Source organism: Streptomyces sp. NPDC093225, assembly GCF_044753805.1.
Taxonomy (GTDB): domain Bacteria; phylum Actinomycetota; class Actinomycetes; order Streptomycetales; family Streptomycetaceae; genus Streptomyces.
On record NZ_JBIVNX010000001.1, the window covers coordinates 451,438 to 468,398 of the forward strand.

The window sequence follows — 16,961 nt, forward strand, 5'->3', positions numbered from 1 at the left end:
AGCCCGAAAGGCTGGCGAAGAGCAGGGAGTTGTAAAGGTGCTGCGGATCCACCTCACGGCGGACGATCTCGCGCGGGTGCGCTTCCCGCCCCGCCCGGCCCCGCTCCAGGAGCTCCACGCGGCCCTGACGACCGCCGTCGCGCCCGGCCCGAACCTCCCGCTCGTCGGTCGCTGGCGCGCCCGGGTCCTGCGCAGCCTGCCGGCCGCCGCGAACCCGCTCTCCGATCTGGTGCCGGGCGGGCGGCCGCCGGCCTTCCTCGACGTGCTCGGCGAGACCCTGGAGGAGGCCTTCGAGCGGATCCGCACGACCCGCCCGGAGCACGTCCGCGCCGAGCTGGAGCGGGTGTACGGGGCGGGGCGCCCGGCCCCACGCTGGATCCGCGGGCTGCACGCGGGCGAGGCGGCGTCCTGGCAGACGGTACGCCGGGCCCAGCGGGCCGCGTACGAGGCGGTGCTGGCACCGGTGTGGCCGCGGGTCCAGGACCTGCACCGCGAGGCCTTCGCCCGGCACGCCCTGACCGTCGCCGAGCACGGCCTGGCCGCCGCGCTCACGTCCCTGGCGCCGGGCAGCCGCCTCGACGGCGCCCTCTGGGAGTGGCCGTCCGCCGCCGAACGCGAGGTCCACCCGGCCGGCCGCGGCCTCGTCCTGCTGCCGAGCCTCCACCATTCCTCGGGCCCGCTCGTCCAGGACGTCCCGGCCCGCCCCGTGGTCCTCACCCTCCCGGTGGGCCCCGGCCTCCCACCCGTACCGGACGCCGCGGACGGGCCCGACGAGCCCCTGGCGGCAGCCCTGGGCCGCACCCGGGCGGACCTCCTGCGCCTGCTCGAGGAGCCACGCACGACCACGGAGCTGGCCCGGGCCCTGCGGGTGAGCAACGCGACCGCCTCCGAACACGCGGCGGCACTACGGGCGGCCGGGCTCCTGACGACGACCCGAACGGGCAGGTCGGTGCGCCACACCCGGACGCCGGTGGCGGAACTGCTGCCGGACGTCCGCGCCGGGAACTGAGTCACGAGCCCCAGGTGCATTGACCGCGCCACGGCCGGCGGCCAGGTGTCCGAGCCCTGTCGCTGCGTGTGGTGCCCGTCGCCGACCTCGTCATCCACCTGCGGGAAGCCGCGTCGAGAACCGAGCGGACCACGTGGTGACCACCGAGGACTGGGCTGCCCACCGAGTTCCCGATGGTGGCGTTCGACGTGCCGGCCAGCACGGACTTCGGCGCGCTCAAGGAGTTGTTGACCCGCGGGCAGGACGAAGGCTGGTGGCATTTCGAGGTCGGCAGCGGGACCGAGGCCTTCTGGAGCGCCTGGACCGGAATCCGTAGAGTTTGATAGTGACCGACAGCGGCCGGCTGATCGACCGCCTCGTGCAGCATCGGTCGCTGGTCTGGCCACCGCCGCGTGACCAGCTCACCGGCCTGTGCCGCGTTGGGCTCACCTCCGGAGACCGCGCAGAGGACTCGCCCAGTGGAAACCGGTTGGTTGGAGCAGGTCGGCGGGGTGGGCTGAGTTGCGGACTCTCGTCCAGGACCACGCCGGGGTGACGGCCGCCTTCTCCTTCGACGTGCCCTTCGAGGAGACGCTGCGCCGGCATGCCACCCGCCCTCAGTCGAGCGAGTTCGGCGAGGCGCAGATGCGGGACTGGTGGAAACCGAGGGACCTGATCGCAGGACTCGCTGAGACGGTCGTCGTGCCTGAACTGACGGCCGAGCAGACGGCCACGCTGGCGATGGAAAGGGTGGGCCTACCCGGGCCGGAAGTGCTGCGGTAGCCGGAGGTGTTGTCGGGTCATGACTCAGACCGCTACGCCGGGGCTTCGTTCTCCCCGCAGCCGCAGTGGCTGTCCGATGAGGCGGTGTGAATGCGGCTCGGTGACCCGCGGGTGGTCGCCGGCTCGACTGGGGGATCGCTTAGTAGCGGACGTTGGGCTGAGTGACCAGCCCGCGCCGCCGGCCTGAGTGACCAGCCCGCGCCGCCGGCCTCCTGCCGTTGGCCATTCCCGTGGGCCGAACCAACGCCCTAGACTGCGACCGCTTCAGGACCTGGCGATCATCGGAAGGGCGTCGAGATGAAACGAGTACTGATCAGCGCATTCGCGGCCGTGGCGTTAGTCGTGTCCGGGGGGAGTGTCGCCACCGCGTCCGACGGCGCTCCGCCGCGCACCACGCACGGCCCTTGCCAGTACACACAGACTCCGGACGAGCCGCCGGCGCGTTCTGTTCCGCTGCCGCCGGATCCGCGGCGCACCCCCAGTCGCGGCACGGTCGACATGGCTGTTCCGACCAGCCAGGGCCCGCTCCCGCTGCAGTTGGACCGGGCCAAGGCGCCGTGCACGGTCCAGAGTTTCCTGCACCTGGCACGGCATGGGTTCTACGACCGTACGGTGTGCCACCGTCTGACGGCGTATCCGACGCTGAAGGTCCTGCAGTGCGGCGACCCGACCAGTACCGGTGAGGGCGGGCCCGGGTACAAGTACAAGGACGAACTGCCGGTCGACCTCCCGCCGGCACCGACCGATCCGACCGGCGCGCGCCGCCTCTATGGACGCGGCCTGCTGGCGATGGCCAACGCCGGTCCGAACACGAACGGTTCACAGTTCTTCGTCGTGTACGGCGACTCCGCACTGCGACCGAACTACACGGTGTTCGGCACGGTCGGCGCCACCGGCCTGACGACACTCGACGAGGTCGCCGCCGGAGGCATCGAGCCGACCGCGGAGAACCCGGCACCGGTCGACGGCACACCTGCGCTGCGGACCGAGCTGCTCCGCGTCCGGCCGTCCTGCCGGCATTGACGCACCGTGACGTGGCCAGGTCCTCGATGAGCGTGCCTGGCGCTTGTGGCCGCACCAAGCGGACGACGCCAGCTGGGTGAAGCGTCCGGGTGCGGAAGCGCAAGGCTCCAGACCTCGTGCCGGACCACGCGAAGCGCCCAAGGCCCAACCAGTGGACTCCGTACGGTGCTGCCCATGGACGACCACCCATCGCGACGTCGTGGGTGGTCGTCCAGCAAGCCGCGACCGGTGTCCGGGCCGCGGTCAGCTGTCGTAGACGGGGGTCACCTGGTCGGGGGTGAGCGGGTAGGGGTGGGTGCGGACGTCGCTGACGGCGCCGGTGACCTGGTGGATGTCGGGGACGCCGTCGCCGGTGGGGTCACCGAAGACGGCGGCCGGGCCGCCCGGGTGCCACGGGACGTAGAACGCGTACTTGGCGATCGGCGAGAGGTTCCCCGCGTAGTCCTCGGTCTGGACGTAGAGGATGTTGGTGCCCCAGCGGCTGGGGGTGATGCCGGGAATCTGCCCGGCCGTCGGCATCGCGGCCCGCACTGCCACGTCCGCGCCGGCCAGTTGCGGGTCCCAGCCCCAGCGCAGGCAGGCGAGACCGGAGGTGTTCAGGCCGGAGGAGTTGGGGTCGACGGCCGTGATCGGACCGCGCCGGTCTGGCCCGCGTAGATCTACGCGGTCTGGCCGTTGCCGGAGGGCGGGAACTGCTTGGCCGTGTCGCTGACGGTGGCAGGGAAGGCCACGGTCGGCGGAGTGGTGTCGACCCGGAAGTGGCAGGTCGGGGTCCAGTCCTGCCGGCAACCACACGTGGCGCTGAATTCCCTGCCACGTCCGCAGAGGTCCGGTTCGCTGTTTTGAGTCGATTCCGGTCGGCTTCCCGCACCTCCAAGGCGCTTCAGGCGTCGTGGAATAGTGCAGTTCAGGTGCCTGATCGAGAAGCGTGACGCAGTGCCGGGCCGCATTACGCAGCTGGTTGGATCCATGGCGGAATCGGGCTCTTTACGTCGGGCCGGACGGACGGAAAGCTTTAGGGCGGCAGCGGGACGCCGGCAGCGTTTCGCCGGAGTCGGGGGCTGGCATTCGTGTCGAATTCAGCTCCCAAGTCGAATTGCGGATAGACGTGCGGTACGGCCGCGGGGTACCGGCCGCCGCCGAATACGAGGAAGCCCTTTCCGGTGCGCCTCGGAGGACGAGAATGCTCCCCGGCGGTCGACTCTGATCGCATATTCGACGGAACGGCGGAATGCGGCGCGGAGCAACTCAGGCCGCTTCCACCCCCGTGAGTCCCGCCAGGCACATCAACGAGCGTACGCGCACGAGCATTCCCACTCCGCATGCTCCTGTGCGCTTCTTTCCTGCGCCGGTTGACACCGTCCGGCACCGCAAACGACTCCGTGCGCTCGCCGCACCCGCTGACGCACGACGGGCACAGGCCCTACGTTCTTTCCGAAGGCATATTCAGCCGACGCTCCTCGCCATTGAGAGGGACGGGCATGACGAGCCACGCAACCGAAGCCGACCTCGAAGACCTGCTCCGCCGGGCGCTGGACGCCACGGGCGAGGGCCCGCGCTGGACCACCGACGCGGACGACATGTGGTGCCGCCTCACGCCCCGGTCCGCCACGCAGCGCGAACAGGGCTGGAAGCTCCACGTGTCGGCGACCTCCGCCTCCGCGCCGACGGTCCTCACGAAGGCCCTGGACGTACTGCTGCGGGACGACTCGACGTTCAAGTTCGCCCGGTCCCTGGAGAAGGTGAGCGCGCTCAACTCCCGCGCCACGCCGCGCGGAAGCTCCGGGAAGTTCATCACCGTCTACCCGCGCTCCGACAAGGACGCGCCCCGCATCGCGCTGGAACTGCACCGGGCCACGGCGGGCCTGACCGGCCCCCGGATCCTGTCGGACCAGCCCTACGCCGTGAACAGCCTGGTCCACTACCGCTACGGCGCCTTCGTCGGCCGACGCCGGCTGTCGGACCAGGGACTACTGGTCTGGTACATCGAGGACCCCGACGGAAACCCCGTCGAGGACGTGCGCGCCGGCCGGTACGCGCCCCCGTCCTGGGCCGTCAGCCCCTTCCCCGCCTCCCTCCCGGTCCCACCGCCACCGCAGGAGGCCCCGGCCGGCCCGGTGCTGCTCGGCGGCCGCTTCTCGGTGCGGGAGGCGATACGCCACACGAACAAGGGCGGCGTCTACCGCGGAACGGACGTCACCACGGGCGCGCCCGTGGTCATCAAGGAGGCCCGGCCGCACGTGGAGGCCGACGCCTCCGGGGCCGACGTACGCGACTGGCTGCGCGCCGAGGCCCGGACCCTGGAGAGCCTCGACGGCACCGGCCTGGCACCGGAGCCCCTGGCGATGTTCGAGCACGGCGGGCACCTGTTCCTCGCCCAGGAGGAGATACCGGGCATCCCGCTGCGCAACTGGGTCGCCGAGCACTTCCGCGACGTCGGGAGCGACCGCTACCGCGCCGACGCCCTGGCCCAGATCCTGCGCCTGGTCGACCTCGTCGCCGCGGCCCACGCCCGCGGCTGCGTCCTGCGCGACTTCACCCCCGGCAACATCATGGTCCGGCCCGACGGCGCACTGCGCCTCATCGACCTGGAGCTCGCCGTCCTGGAGGGCGACGAAGCCCTCCCGACGACGGTCGGCACCCCCGGCTTCAGCGCCCCCGAACGCCTGCTGGACGCGCCCGTCAACCCGACGGCCGACTACTACAGCCTCGGCGCCACCGCCTGCTTCGTCCTCGCGGGAAAGGTGCCCCAACTCCTGCCCGAGGAGCCCCCCACCAGGCCCGCGGAGCAGCGGCTCGCCGAGTGGCTGGCCGCCTGCGACCGTACGCTCCCCCTGCCAGACGGCGTGCCCGAGATGATCCTCGGGCTGATGAAGGACGACCCCGCCGAGCGCTGGGACCCGGCCAGGGCGCGCACGGCCCTGCGCCCGGCGGAGCGAGCGACCCCGGCCCAGGGCCGTGCGCGCCCCGCCGCCGACCCGCCTCGCACGGCCCCCCTGCCCGACCCGGTACCGGCCGCCGTCGCCGGGATCGTCGACCACCTCGTCGACTCGATGACCCCACAGGACGACAAGAGACTGTGGCCCGTCTCCACCATGGCGGGGGAGACCGACCCCTGTACCGTCCAGCAGGGCGCGGCCGGTGTCCTGGCCGTTCTGACCCGGTACTTCGAGCTCACCGGCGACCCGCGCCTGCCGGAACTGATCTCCACCGCCGGCCACTGGACGGCGGCCCGGACGGACACCCGCGCCACGCGCCCCGGCCTGTACTTCGGCGGCCGGGGGACCGCATGGGCGCTGTACGAGGCCGGACGCGCCGTCGACGACCGCACCCTCACCGAGCACGCGATCACGCTGGCCCTGGCCCCGCAGGAGCCGACGCCCAGCCACGACATCACCCACGGCTCCGCGGGCAGCGGACTCGCCGCCGCCCACCTGTGGCAGCGCACCGGCGACCCGCGCCTGGCCGAACTCGTCGTCGCCGCGGCCGACCGGCTGGCCGCCGCGGCGCACCCCGGGACGACCGGCGTGAGCTGGCCGGTCCCCGCGGAAGCCGCCCCCGGCGAAGCCGGCAAACGCTACCTCGGCTTCGCGCACGGAACGTCCGGCATCGGCTGCTTCCTCCTCGCCGCCGCGGCCGTCTCGGACCGCCGGGACTACCTGGACCTGGCGGTGGCGGCGGGGGAGGGGCTGGTCGCCGACGCGGTGGTGATCGGAGGAGCGGCCCAGTGGCCGGCCCAGGCGGGTGACGTGCCCACGGCCCCCTACTGGTGCCACGGCTCGGCGGGCATCGGCTCCTTCCTGGTCAGGCTGTGGCGGACCACCGGGGACGACCGGTTCGGCGTCCTCGCCCGCCACGCCGCCCGCGCCGTCGTGGAGCGCGCCACCCGCGCCGCCCTCACCCAGTGCCACGGACTGGCCGGCAACGGCGACTTCCTCCTCGACCTGGCCGCGGCCACGGGTGACCCCGCCCACCACGCGTCGGCCGAGGACCTGGCCCGTCTCATCGCCTCCGAACGGGCCCACCGCGACGGCCACGTCGTCTTCCCCAACGAGTACGGGGACGTCTCGACGGGCTGGAGCGACGGATCCGCGGGAATCCTCGCGTTCCTCCTGCGGATCCGCCACACGGACCCCCGGCTCTGGATGATCCAGCAGCCGGGCTGAGCGGCAGGGAACCTGCCGCCATCTCACAGAGAAGGAGAAAGTCATGGAGAACCGCGACCTCGAACTGCTGGCTCACCTGCACGCCCTTCCGGAGACCGACCCGGTCGGCGCCGACGGAGCGGCGTTCGCCGCGACCTGCGAGTGCGTCGGGCTGCTGACGCTCCTCAACACCGTCTGTGTCGGCATCAGCTGCGCCTAGCGGACCGGTACGCCCCTTCGGCACCGGTACTGCCCAGCGGCCGTGACAACGGCGGGCCCGTTGACGCGGCGCTGGGAACCGGCCCCCGTCGGGAGGGAGTAGCCCGCGCTCCCTCGTCGACACCCGCTCGGGGGACGCCGAAGAGGGCTCGATGAACCTCCGGCCGGTGGCTGCCCATGACGCCACCGGCCGGAGCGCCGCCCCACCCACCCCGCACCTCGCACCTCGCACCCCGGGCCCTGAGCCCGTGACCCCCAGCACCCACCCCGAATCCGAAGGCCGCACCACGCAGACGAGGACCGACCATGCAGCCGCACGCCGGAGACGACGGCCCCACCCGGGCGACCCTCCTCACCGCCGCCCCCACGGACGCGGACGCCACGCGGTCCCCGCCCGCGCCGCCGTACGCCATCAGCACCCGAGGTCTGGTCAAGACCTACCCGGGCCCGGACGGCACCGCCACCCACGCCCTGCGCGGCCTGGACCTGGACGTGCGCCAGGGCGAGACCTTCGCCTTCCTCGGCCCCAACGGCGCCGGCAAGTCGACCACGATCGCCCTGCTGTGCGCCCTGGCCCGCCCCACCGCCGGACGCGCCACGGTGGCGGGCACCGACGTGCTCACCCGACCCGACGCGGTCCGCGCGCAGGTCGGGATGGTCTTCCAGCACAGCGCCCTGGACACGGACCTCACGGTCCAGCAGAACCTCCACATCCACGCCCGCCTCTACGGCATGAGCCGCCGCCAGGCCCTCCGGCGCGCCGCAGAGACGCTCGAAGCGGTCGGGCTCGGCGACCGGCGTCGCTCCCCGGTGCGCACCCTGTCGGGCGGCATGCGGCGGCGCCTGGAACTCGCCCGCGGCCTGCTCCACGAGCCCCGGATCCTCTTCCTCGACGAGCCGACCACCGGACTGGACCCCCACGCCCGGGCCCAGGTCTGGGAGCACCTGCGCACCCTGCGCGACCGGCAGGGCACCACCCTCTTCGTCACCACCCACTACCTGGACGAGGCGGAGAACTGCGACCGCCTCGCCATCATCGACGGCGGCCGCCTGGTGGCCCAGGGGACGCCCGTCGCACTGAAGGCCGCGATCGGGGACGACCGGGTGGTGCTGCGCACCGGCGACGACGCGGCGGCACGCCAGGCCGTCGACCGGATCGCGCCGCCGGGCGCCGTCCTCACCCCGGACGCCGACGGGCTCTGCCTGCGCGTGCCCGACGGCAGCGCCTGGATCCCCCGCCTCTGCTCGGCGTTGGAGGCCCGCGGCATCCCCGTCCACGCCGCCTCCGCGACCCCGCCGACGCTCGACGACGTCTTCTTCCACCACACCGGTCGCAGCATCACCACCGTGCCACCGCTTCCGACACCGTCCGCGCCCGTTCCACCCGTGACCGAAGGGGACGCATGACCGCACCCGCGCTCCGGCCCCCGGGCGCCCCCGACACCTCCGAGGCCTCAGACGCCCCCGGCGCCTGCGGACTCCCCGTGCGCGGACCGCTGACACGCACGCGCCGCGAACTGCGCGCGGTCCACGCCCTGGTCCACCGCGACCTGCTGCGTCTGTCCGCCCAGCCCACGCACACCGCCCTGACGCTCATCCAGCCGGTGCTCTACCTCTTCATCCTCGGCGGCGGCCTGACCGCGCTGATCCCGCACTCCGCGCTGGGCGTGGGCTACCAGACCTACCTCTTCCCCGGCATGCTGATGATGACGGTCCAGACGCCGGCCATCATGGTCGGCATCCGGCTCATCACCGACCGCCAGACCGGCTACCTGCGCGAGCTCCTGATGGCCCCGGTCCGCCGGACGACCATCCTCCTGGGAAGCTGCGCCGGAGGCACCGCGGTCGCCGCGGTGCAGGGGGCCGTCCTGCTCGCCCTGGCCGGCGCGGTGGGCCTGCCGTACGACCCGCTCCTCCTCGGGCTGCTCCTGGCCGCGATGATCCTGGCCTCGTTCACCATCACAGCCCTCTCCCTGGCCCTGGCCGTGACCCTCCGGCGGCCGGAGGCGTTCCACATGCTGCTCGGCCTGGTGATGATGCCGCTGCTGTTCCTCTCGGGCGGCTTCTTCCCGCTCGACGGCCTGCCCGGCTGGGCCCGCTCCCTGGCCGCCGCCAACCCGATCGCCTACGGGGTCGACCTGCTCCGCCGCTGCATCGGGCTCCGGGTCCCCGACGGGGCGGCCGCCGCCGGCATCGAGTGGTTCGGCCGGCAGCCACCGCTCCCGCTGGAAGCCGGTGTCCTCTCGGTGGCAGGTGCGTTGGCCCTGCTCTGGGCCGCCCGCCGCTTCAGCCGCCCCGAATGACACCGCTTCCAGGCCATGACGCGCCGCCTGACCCGCTTTCATCGGCGACCGGTCCCGGCGTCAGACGACTTGGCAGGGGGTGCCGGGGACGCGTTCGGCGGCGGTGTGGAGGGTGAAGAGGTGGCGGGTGCCGGTGAGGTCGAGCACGCGCAGGGCCTGGCGGGGGACGCCGATGAGGTGCAGGCGGTGGCCTTCGGCCGCGGCGCGCCTGCGGAGGGCCAGGAGTACGTCGAGGCCCGCGGAGTCCATGTAGGTGACCCCGGACAGGTCCACGGCGAGGGCCGGGCCGTCGAGGGGCAGGGCGGCGGTGACGTCCGTGACGTAGGGGCCGGATTCGAAGTCGAGCTCGCCGGCGACGCGCACCACGATCCGCTCGGGGCGCGCGCAGACGGCCACGTCGAGGGTGGGGAGCATGATCCTCGTCCGCCTCGGGTCGGAGCCATCACGGTCGCTCCCGGGGCGGGTGCGGAGGAGGCCGTCAAGCGCGCGGCGCCGGGCCGCGCACAGCCGAGCGAGACCACCCGTACCGTCCATCAGCCACCTTCGGTGACTGGTTGGTGGCGCGGGGTCTCCCACCAGGCCAGGCTGGTATCCCTTGCTCCTGCCCGCCCCAGCCCCTCCACACGCCTGACCGGACCGGCGCGTGGGGGCACGGCCGCCGCGAGGTGCCGCGTCCCCCGGACCGCACGGGCGCAGGACCGGCGCGGCCCGGCGCGGCCCGGCGCGGGACCGCCCTGTCGGGGGCGTCCGGAACGAAGCGACGGCGGTGACCGTCCCGGAGAGCGGGGCGACGGTCTCGGTGCCGTCGACCGCGCGCCGGGCCTTGCGGTCGGCGTCCGCGGCGGCAGAAGCGGGGTGCCTCGGCACGGCCGGTGGCCCGGGCCGGGGCTCCGCCTCCCTGCCGGCTATCGCCGCCGGTCCGCCAGCGTCCCGGACGACGCGTCCCGCTGGTGCGGCAGCGGCGGAAGCGACGAGGGCGCGCCGCCTGCCTCGTCCCGCTGGAGCGCGACCGTGCGCGTGGGCGCGGGGATCGAGATGCCCTCCGTCCGGTACCGCTGGTGCAGGCGCTTGATGAACTCGTGCTTGATCCGGTACTGGTCGCTGAACTCGCCGACGCCCAGGATCACCGTGAAGTTGATCCTGGAGTCCGCGAAGGTGTGGAAGCGGACGGCGGCCTCGTGGTCGGGTACGCCCCCGGTGACGTCGGCCATCACGCTGTCGACGACGTCGAGGGTGACCTTCTCCACGTGCTCCAGGTCGCTGTCGTAGCCGACCCCGACCTGGACGAGGATCGACAGCTTCTGCTCGGGCTGCGAGTAGTTCGTCATGTTGGTCCGCGCCAGACGGCCGTTGGGGATGATCACCAGGTTGTTCGACAGGTTGCGCACGACGCTGTTGCGCCAGTTGATGTCGACGACGTACCCCTCCTCCCCGCTGCTGAGACGGATGTAGTCACCCGGCTGGACCGTCTTCGAGGCGAGGATGTGCACACCCGCGAACAGGTTGGCGAGGGTGTCCTGCAACGCCAGTGCCACGGCGAGACCGCCCACCCCGAGGGCGGTGACCAGCGGGGCGATGGACACCCCGAGGGTCTCCAGCGCCACGAGGACGCCCATGGCCAGCACCACGATCCGGGTGATGTTGACGAAGATGGTCGCCGACGCCGCGACGCCCGTCCGGGACGCAGCCACCGACCGCACCAGCCCGGCCACCACCCGGGCCGCGCTGAGCGTGGCGATGACGATGAGCACCGCCGTGAGCGACTGGTCGACCAGCCCCCCGATGCGCGCGGTGAGCGGCAGGGCGGAAGCGGCCACCGCGGCTCCGGCGATCACGGCCGCCCAGGGGACGACGGTGCGCAGCGCGTCGACGAGGACGTCGTCCCCGCTCCACTTGGTCCTGCTCGCGTGCTTGCCCAGCCACTTCATCAGAGCCCGCAGCACCAGACCGGCCACACAGCCGGAGGCCAGCGCGATGCCGGCCACCACCCAGTCGTGCAGGACGAGGTCCCGGATCACCGTCCGGCCCCCCGAGCGCGGAGGGCGAGGGAGCAGGCCGCCGCGGGCCGCCGTACGTGCCGTGTCGTCACCTTGTCACCTGTCAGGTCGTGTTGTGCGCAGCCACATGGAGCGGATGTACGCATTCCGAACGGACTGTCATCCTGACCCATGGCCCGACGACCCCGACAGCCGGACCCCCTGGCATAGGGTGGGCAGTGTGCGCGTACTTCTGGTGGAAGACGATGAGCCGGTGGCCGAGTCCCTGCTCCGGGGCCTGCGCCGGTACGGCTTCGAGGCCGAGTGGGTCACCACGGGCGGCGCGGCACTGAGCCACCAGGGCCCGTACGACCTCGTCCTCCTCGACCTCGGGCTGCCCGACACCGACGGGCTCGACGTGTGCAGGGCGCTGCGCGAGCGCGGTGACGTGCCGATCATCGTGATCAGCGCGCGCAGCGACGAGACGGACCGGGTGGTCGGCCTGGAGCTGGGCGCGGACGACTACGTGTCCAAGCCGTTCGGGGTGCGCGAGGTCATCGCGCGCATACGGGCGGTGACGCGGCGCACGCAGCCCCGCACCCCGTCGTCGCCGGCGCCGGGCACGCCCGACCGGTACGGAGCCCGGCTGACCATCGACCGCAGGGCGGCCCGCGTCCGGCTGGACGGCAGCGAAGTGGCGCTCGCCCCCAAGGAGTACGACCTGCTGGCCTTCCTGACGGAGGAGCCCGGCGCCCTGATGTCCCGCGAGCAGATCATGGAAGCGGTCTGGGACGCGAACTGGTTCGGGCCGACCAAGACGCTGGACGTGCACGTGGCGGCGCTGCGGCGCAAGCTCGCCGGAGCCGTCACCATCGAGGCCGTACGGGGCGTCGGCTTCCGGCTCGTCGTGAACGAGGGCGGGGACGACACCGCCTCATGATCCGCCAGCTCATCCGCAGCTACATCCTGCTGGTCGCCGTGGCGATCCTCTTGTTCACCGTCCCGGTGGCCTTCACGCTCACCGCACAGCTGCGCGACGACACCGAGGCGCTCCTCATGCGCGAGGCCACGACCATGGCGCTGCTTCTGGGCGACGGCAACGCGAGCTCCTGCCGGGCGCTCGAGGCGATGGTGGGCGCGTACGAGCAGCAGACGCGCGACCGGGTGGAGGTGACGACCACCGGCACCTGCGCACCGGACATCCCCGCCCCCGCCCCCGACGCCGCCCTGGAGCGGGCCGTGGAGAAGGGCAGGCCGACCACCGACTGGGGCTCGGACCTCATCTGGGGCCGCAACCTGGTGATCACCGTTCCCGCGAAGGACCGGGGCCGGGTGGTCGGGGCCGTGCGCATCGTCTACCCGACCGCTCACCTCAACCACCGACTGTGGACGATCTGGGGCTTCCGGGCCGGCCTCGCCGTCGCGGTGCTCGCGGTGGCCGCCCTGATCGGCGCTGTCGTGGCCCGCCGGCTGACCCGCCCGCTGCGCCAACTCAACGAAATGGCGAGCAGGTTCAGCGACGGCGACCTGACCGCACGCTCCCCGGTGGAAGGCCCGCAGGAGACGCAGACCCTCGCCCGCACCCTCAACCAGGCGGGCGAGCGCCTGGACAAGCTGATCGCCTCGCAGCGCATCTTCGTCGCGGACGCCTCCCATCAACTGCGCACGCCGCTGACGGCGTTGCGTCTCGCACTGGACAACATCGCGGACGGTGTCGACGACGAGTTCGTCCGGGAGGACGTCGAGCTGGCGACCGCGGAGGTCGTGAGGATGAGCCGTCTGGTCAGCGGACTGCTGGTCCTGGCGCGCGCGGAGGCGAAGGTGGCGGCGGCCGAGCCGGTGCCGCTCGTGGACATCGTGGAGGAGCGGCTGGCGCTGTGGCGGCCGGCCGCCGAGGAGCGCGGGGTCTCCGTCGCGTTCGTCGCGGCCGCCGAGGGCCGGCCGTCGGTGCTGGCCGGCCCCGGCCACCTGGAGCAGGTCCTGGACAACGTGCTCTCGAACGCGCTCGAGGTGTCACCGGACGGTGCCACGATCACCGTCCGCATCGACGCCCGGGGCGCCGGGGTACGGCTCTCCGTTCTCGACGAGGGCCCCGGCATGTCTGACGCGGACAAGTCCCGGGCCTTCGACCGCTTCTGGCGCGGTCAGGGCCTGACCGGGCGCTCCGGCTCGGGACTCGGCCTCGCCGTCGTCAAGCAGCTGGTGACGGACGACGGCGGCACGGTGACCCTGCGGGACGCGCCCGGCTCCGGCCTGTGGGTCGTCATCACCCTTCGGGCATCTTCGAGGAGTGGTGGTTGACGATCAGCCACGCGCCGTCCCGCTTCTCGTACGCGTACGTGTAGCGGGCCTTGACGGTGCTCTTCTTGCCGGTCGCGGGGTCGGTCAGCGTGAAGGCGTAGACGCCGGTGTCGATGGCGGTGTTCTTGTCGAGCACGCTGATTATGCTCTCGATCTTCTTGCCGACGGGCTTGCTCTGCAGGAAGTGCTCGAAGTAGTCGACGATCTCGGCGCGGTCGGTGCGGACCTGGTTGGAGACCGTGGGCAGCAGGACGGCGTCGCTCGCGTAGCGGTCGGCCACCTTCTGGGGGTCTCCGGTCTGCAGGGCAGTGTTCCAGCTGGTGAACAGGCGCGCGATCTCGCCCTCGCTGGGCCGGGACCGCTCGTGCTGGGTCCCGGCGGTCGCGGCGTAGGTGCCCATGGTGCCGAGGGCCAGGCCTGCGCCGCCGATGACGACGGCCACGCGCTTGCTGACGGTGAGGCGGGTCAACGTATCTCCAGTGTGGTGCGGGTCGGAAGGGGGCTCCTTCCGACCGGGACCCCTCGGGGCCGCCGGTCAGGAAGGACCTCCAGACTCGCCTTCCGCCGGTTAGCGACCGTGCAGGAGTCCTCCAACGCACGTCCAAGACCCGTCCAAACAAACGAAGGCCGGGTCACGGAACGTAGGCAGGACCCACTTTCCGTGAGAGCTCCATGCGACCCGACGCGGCCTCCGGAGCTCAGCCACCGGGTGCGCGCGGTGGGACGTGGCGAGCATCCCGGTCTTCAGGTCCTCGATCCCGCGCCGGCTCGCTTCCAGTTCCTGCGCGAGCCGGTCCGGCCTGCTGCACCACACCGACACCCGCCCGGGCGAGCTCCCGCGGGCCCGCTCGTCGTGTGCGGCCTGGTGTACGGGTCCACGTGCGGGGCTCCGCCCGCGACGCCCTCTGGCGGGGCGCCAAGGCGTTCGCCGCCGTGAGCGCGGTGGGTCACGGCCTGCTGGCGTACTGGTCATGAGCCGCGTCGCGGCATGCTTCGCCCACCCACCACGGGCGGAAGCCCTCGTCGTGCACGGACGGCCCCGCCGACCGGGATCCCGGCGGTCGGCGGGCGCTCGTCGGGACGCTGCTCAGTCCCGCCGCTCGGCGGCGCGCTCGGCGAGCCAGCCGGCCATGGCGCGCACGCCCACGCCGATGGCCCGCTCATCGGGAGCGAAGGCGGGGTAGTGCGGGAAGGCGGTGTCGATCGGGGCGCCCGGTGTGCGCACGCCGAGGAACGTGTAGGTGCCGGGAATCGCCTTCAGGAAGAGGCTGTAGTCCTCGCCGTTGAACGGGAACGCGGCGTGCAGCGTGGTCACGGCGCGCGGGCCGAGGCGGCGGCGCAGGTGCCCGGCGAGGGCGCGCGCGTCGTCCTCGGGGCAGACCAGGGCAGGGAACGGCTCCGGCCGGAAGGCCACGGTGGCGGCGGGGAAGGTGCGGGCGAGGGAGCGGATCCGGTCGCGCACCTCGGGCCACCGGGCCTCGGGCCAGCAGCGGTAGGCGGCGCGCACGGCGAGCCGGCCGTCCCCCGCGGGTTCGGGGGCGGAGGCCTTGGTGACGAGGAACCGGGCGAGCGGGCCGTTCGGGGTGCGGACCTGGGCCACGAGCCGTTCGAGGTCGGCGGCGTCCTTCGGGAACGGCACGGTGCCCAGGGCGTCGTGGGCGGCGGCGAAGGCGGCGGCCGAACCGGCCGCCTCGGGGCCGCCGAAGGTGACCGTGGCGTCGTCCTGGCCCGGTAGGCCGACGCCGGGGGTGACGGCGAGGGTGCCGACGGGGAACGGCCCGCAGTGCAGGGCGTGGATCTCACGCGGCCGGTGCTTCACGAGGACATCGGCCGCGATCATCGCAGCGGCCCCCTTGAGCGTCTCCTCCGCGGGCTGGAAGAGGAAGACGACGGTGCCGGCGAGGCGATGGCGCAGACCGGCGAGGACCTCGGCGACGCCGATGCCGATCGTGGCGTGCAGGTCGTGGCCGCAGGCATGCACCGGCCCGGATGCGCCGCCCGGGGTCTGGACCCCCTTGGCGGGGACGGCGTCCACGTCGGCCCGGTAGGCGACGGTACCTCCGGGCAGGGCGCCGCGCAGTACGGCGACGACGCCGTGCCCGCCGACGCCCTCGCTCACCTCGAGGCCGGCGGCGCTCAGCCGCGCCGCGACGACGCCGGCGACATGGCGCTCGTCGCCGGCGGTCTCCGGGTGGGCGTACAGGTCGCGGCGGACGGCGAGCAGGTCGGCGTCGAGGCGGGCGGAGGCCCGGTCCACGGCAGCCTGGTCGAGGCGGCCCCGGCCGGTGCGGCCGCCGCTCGCCCGGGCGGTGCCGGCCGACGCGAGTGCGGCCGCGCCGCCGACGGCGGCGCCGAGAACGACGCGACGGCCGGGAGCCGATCCGTGGTTGTCGGTCATGCGTGTGCCCCCTGGTGTTGAAGGTCCGTCAACCGCCGGTGCGGCGACGGGCGAGGGCCAGCATCGGCCACCCGTGATCACCAGGCAACCGGACGGAAGAGGTCCGCCGTGAGGTCAGGGAACGGTGCAGATGACGAACGCGCTGACCTTCGCCGATTCGGTGGCGCTGGGGCTGTACCTACCGCTCCAGTACCAGGTCGAGCCGATGGGGAACGAACGGGACACGGTGAACAGGACGGAGGTGCTGTAACCGCCACCGCCGGTGGGTACCTCACCGGCCGGACACGTCGCCGTGACGGTCATCTCCTGCCCCGCGGTGACGTACGACTCCAGGCCGTTGATCTGGTGGAACGGAGCGGCGAGGGCCACGGTGCCGCTGGTGGCGACGGCAAGGGCGGCGGCAGAGAGGGTGAAGAGGACACGACGCACCGGGGACGGGTGCTTCATAGGACATCCTTCGGTTGGATCGGGGACAGGGTGAGCACCCATTGGATTGCCCGATCTCGACATCGAATGTCGCGAAAGCCTGAAACGTCACCTGAACCGGCGACAGCGCGACCGGCGTTCCGATCCGCGATCTCCGATCCGCCGGCCGGGGTCCATCGGCCCGCGACCCGCACCCGGCGCTGCGACCGGACGCTCCAGCGGGCCCGACCGGGTGACGGCAGGTCGGCCGCGCAGGTCGGCCATGCCTGACCTCCAGCCTCCGGGCCACAGGTCCGATGCCGGCCTCAACGAACGTCGCACCCGCACGTGTTGGCGTCCTGCATCCTGATCCTGGGCCACATCAAGGGAGCGGGTGCGGCGCATCAGAGGGGGCCCGCG

16 protein-coding genes are annotated in these 16,961 nt (G+C 73.0%); 10 read left to right on the forward strand and 6 right to left on the reverse strand.

The annotated features are described in order from the left end of the window. The first annotated feature begins 37 nt into the window (after positions 1-37). The 4 genes from ACIQCH_RS01390 to ACIQCH_RS01405 all read left to right on the forward strand — a co-directional run bounded on the left by ACIQCH_RS01390 (position 38) and on the right by ACIQCH_RS01405 (position 2,794). Positions 38-1,009 (forward strand): helix-turn-helix domain-containing protein, encoded by a 972-nt coding sequence (locus tag ACIQCH_RS01390; protein WP_402576682.1) that lies wholly within the window; start codon positions 38-40, stop codon positions 1,007-1,009. Positions 1,010-1,182: 173 nt separating this feature from the next. Next, a complete protein-coding gene (locus ACIQCH_RS01395; RefSeq protein WP_402576684.1) occupies positions 1,183-1,332 on the forward strand; it encodes a DUF4265 domain-containing protein in 150 nt (49 codons plus the stop codon). Between the two features lie 178 nt (positions 1,333-1,510). Next, positions 1,511-1,771 (forward strand): hypothetical protein, encoded by a 261-nt coding sequence (locus tag ACIQCH_RS01400; RefSeq protein WP_402576686.1) that lies wholly within the window; start codon positions 1,511-1,513, stop codon positions 1,769-1,771. A gap of 498 nt (positions 1,772-2,269) precedes the next feature. After that, a complete protein-coding gene (locus ACIQCH_RS01405; protein WP_402576688.1) occupies positions 2,270-2,794 on the forward strand; it encodes a peptidylprolyl isomerase in 525 nt (174 codons plus the stop codon). A 243-nt stretch (positions 2,795-3,037) separates the two neighbouring features. Here ACIQCH_RS01405 and ACIQCH_RS01410 read toward each other — a convergent pair whose 3' ends face one another. Continuing rightward, positions 3,038-3,331 carry a hypothetical protein gene (locus ACIQCH_RS01410; protein ID WP_402576690.1) on the reverse strand — a complete coding sequence of 98 codons (294 nt, stop codon included), beginning with the start codon at positions 3,329-3,331 and terminating at the stop codon, positions 3,038-3,040. 944 nt (positions 3,332-4,275) lie between these two features. Between ACIQCH_RS01410 and lanL the strand changes: the two genes are divergently transcribed. The 4 genes from lanL to ACIQCH_RS01430 all read left to right on the forward strand — a co-directional run bounded on the left by lanL (position 4,276) and on the right by ACIQCH_RS01430 (position 9,461). After that, a complete protein-coding gene (lanL, locus tag ACIQCH_RS01415) occupies positions 4,276-6,960 on the forward strand; it encodes a class IV lanthionine synthetase LanL (RefSeq protein ID WP_402576692.1) in 2,685 nt (894 codons plus the stop codon). A 43-nt stretch (positions 6,961-7,003) separates the two neighbouring features. Further along, positions 7,004-7,159, forward strand: a complete 156-nt coding sequence (locus tag ACIQCH_RS01420; RefSeq protein WP_384745735.1) for a VenA family class IV lanthipeptide — start codon at positions 7,004-7,006, stop codon at positions 7,157-7,159. A 305-nt stretch (positions 7,160-7,464) separates the two neighbouring features. Further along, on the forward strand, positions 7,465-8,565 hold the full coding sequence (locus ACIQCH_RS01425; RefSeq protein WP_402576694.1) for an ATP-binding cassette domain-containing protein: 1,101 nt from the start codon (positions 7,465-7,467) through the stop codon (positions 8,563-8,565). Next, complete coding sequence (locus ACIQCH_RS01430) at positions 8,562-9,461, forward strand: ABC transporter permease (protein WP_402576696.1); 900 nt, start codon at positions 8,562-8,564, stop codon at positions 9,459-9,461. The genes ACIQCH_RS01425 and ACIQCH_RS01430 overlap by 4 nt, the downstream gene beginning before the upstream one ends. Before the next feature lie 60 nt (positions 9,462-9,521). Here ACIQCH_RS01430 and ACIQCH_RS01435 read toward each other — a convergent pair whose 3' ends face one another. Further along, entirely contained in the window at positions 9,522-9,875 is a 354-nt protein-coding gene (locus ACIQCH_RS01435) for an STAS domain-containing protein (RefSeq protein ID WP_402576698.1), read from the reverse strand. A gap of 491 nt (positions 9,876-10,366) precedes the next feature. After that, positions 10,367-11,479: a mechanosensitive ion channel family protein gene (locus ACIQCH_RS01440; protein ID WP_402576700.1), complete on the reverse strand. Its 1,113-nt coding sequence runs from the start codon at positions 11,477-11,479 to the stop codon at positions 10,367-10,369. Positions 11,480-11,678: 199 nt separating this feature from the next. Between ACIQCH_RS01440 and ACIQCH_RS01445 the strand changes: the two genes are divergently transcribed. Both ACIQCH_RS01445 and ACIQCH_RS01450 read left to right on the forward strand, forming a co-directional pair. Further along, positions 11,679-12,377, forward strand: a complete 699-nt coding sequence (locus ACIQCH_RS01445; protein WP_402576702.1) for a response regulator transcription factor — start codon at positions 11,679-11,681, stop codon at positions 12,375-12,377. After that, positions 12,374-13,738 carry an ATP-binding protein gene (locus ACIQCH_RS01450; RefSeq protein ID WP_402576704.1) on the forward strand — a complete coding sequence of 455 codons (1,365 nt, stop codon included), beginning with the start codon at positions 12,374-12,376 and terminating at the stop codon, positions 13,736-13,738. Before ACIQCH_RS01445 ends, ACIQCH_RS01450 begins: the two co-directional genes overlap by 4 nt. Here ACIQCH_RS01450 and ACIQCH_RS01455 read toward each other — a convergent pair. The 3 genes from ACIQCH_RS01455 to ACIQCH_RS01465 all read right to left on the reverse strand — a co-directional run bounded on the left by ACIQCH_RS01455 (position 13,704) and on the right by ACIQCH_RS01465 (position 16,583). Further along, positions 13,704-14,207 (reverse strand): SgcJ/EcaC family oxidoreductase, encoded by a 504-nt coding sequence (locus ACIQCH_RS01455; protein WP_402576706.1) that lies wholly within the window; start codon positions 14,205-14,207, stop codon positions 13,704-13,706. The two genes, ACIQCH_RS01450 and ACIQCH_RS01455, sit on opposite strands and share 35 nt — an antisense overlap. A 618-nt stretch (positions 14,208-14,825) precedes the next feature. Next, positions 14,826-16,136, reverse strand: coding sequence for a M20 family metallopeptidase (locus ACIQCH_RS01460; protein ID WP_402576708.1), 1,311 nt, complete (start codon positions 16,134-16,136; stop codon positions 14,826-14,828). 114 nt (positions 16,137-16,250) lie between these two features. Further along, a complete protein-coding gene (locus tag ACIQCH_RS01465) occupies positions 16,251-16,583 on the reverse strand; it encodes a hypothetical protein (RefSeq protein ID WP_402576710.1) in 333 nt (110 codons plus the stop codon). Between the last annotated feature and the right edge of the window lie 378 nt (positions 16,584-16,961).

Excerpts from the sequence above, each read along its gene's own strand:
- ACIQCH_RS01405 (WP_402576688.1), top strand. The coding sequence starts at position 2,270 with ATGGCTGTTCCGACCAGCCAGGGCCCGCTCCCGCTGCAGTTGGACCGG.
- ACIQCH_RS01395 (WP_402576684.1), top strand. The coding sequence starts at position 1,183 with ATGGTGGCGTTCGACGTGCCGGCCAGCACGGACTTCGGCGCGCTCAAG.
- ACIQCH_RS01420 (WP_384745735.1), top strand. The coding sequence starts at position 7,004 with ATGGAGAACCGCGACCTCGAACTGCTGGCTCACCTGCACGCCCTTCCG.
- ACIQCH_RS01465 (WP_402576710.1), bottom strand. The coding sequence starts at position 16,583 with ATGAAGCACCCGTCCCCGGTGCGTCGTGTCCTCTTCACCCTCTCTGCC.
- ACIQCH_RS01450 (WP_402576704.1), top strand. The coding sequence starts at position 12,374 with ATGATCCGCCAGCTCATCCGCAGCTACATCCTGCTGGTCGCCGTGGCG.
- ACIQCH_RS01430 (WP_402576696.1), top strand. The coding sequence starts at position 8,562 with ATGACCGCACCCGCGCTCCGGCCCCCGGGCGCCCCCGACACCTCCGAG.
- ACIQCH_RS01425 (WP_402576694.1), top strand. The coding sequence starts at position 7,465 with ATGCAGCCGCACGCCGGAGACGACGGCCCCACCCGGGCGACCCTCCTC.
- ACIQCH_RS01435 (WP_402576698.1), bottom strand. The coding sequence starts at position 9,875 with ATGCTCCCCACCCTCGACGTGGCCGTCTGCGCGCGCCCCGAGCGGATC.
- ACIQCH_RS01460 (WP_402576708.1), bottom strand. The coding sequence starts at position 16,136 with ATGACCGACAACCACGGATCGGCTCCCGGCCGTCGCGTCGTTCTCGGC.
- lanL (WP_402576692.1), top strand. The coding sequence starts at position 4,276 with ATGACGAGCCACGCAACCGAAGCCGACCTCGAAGACCTGCTCCGCCGG.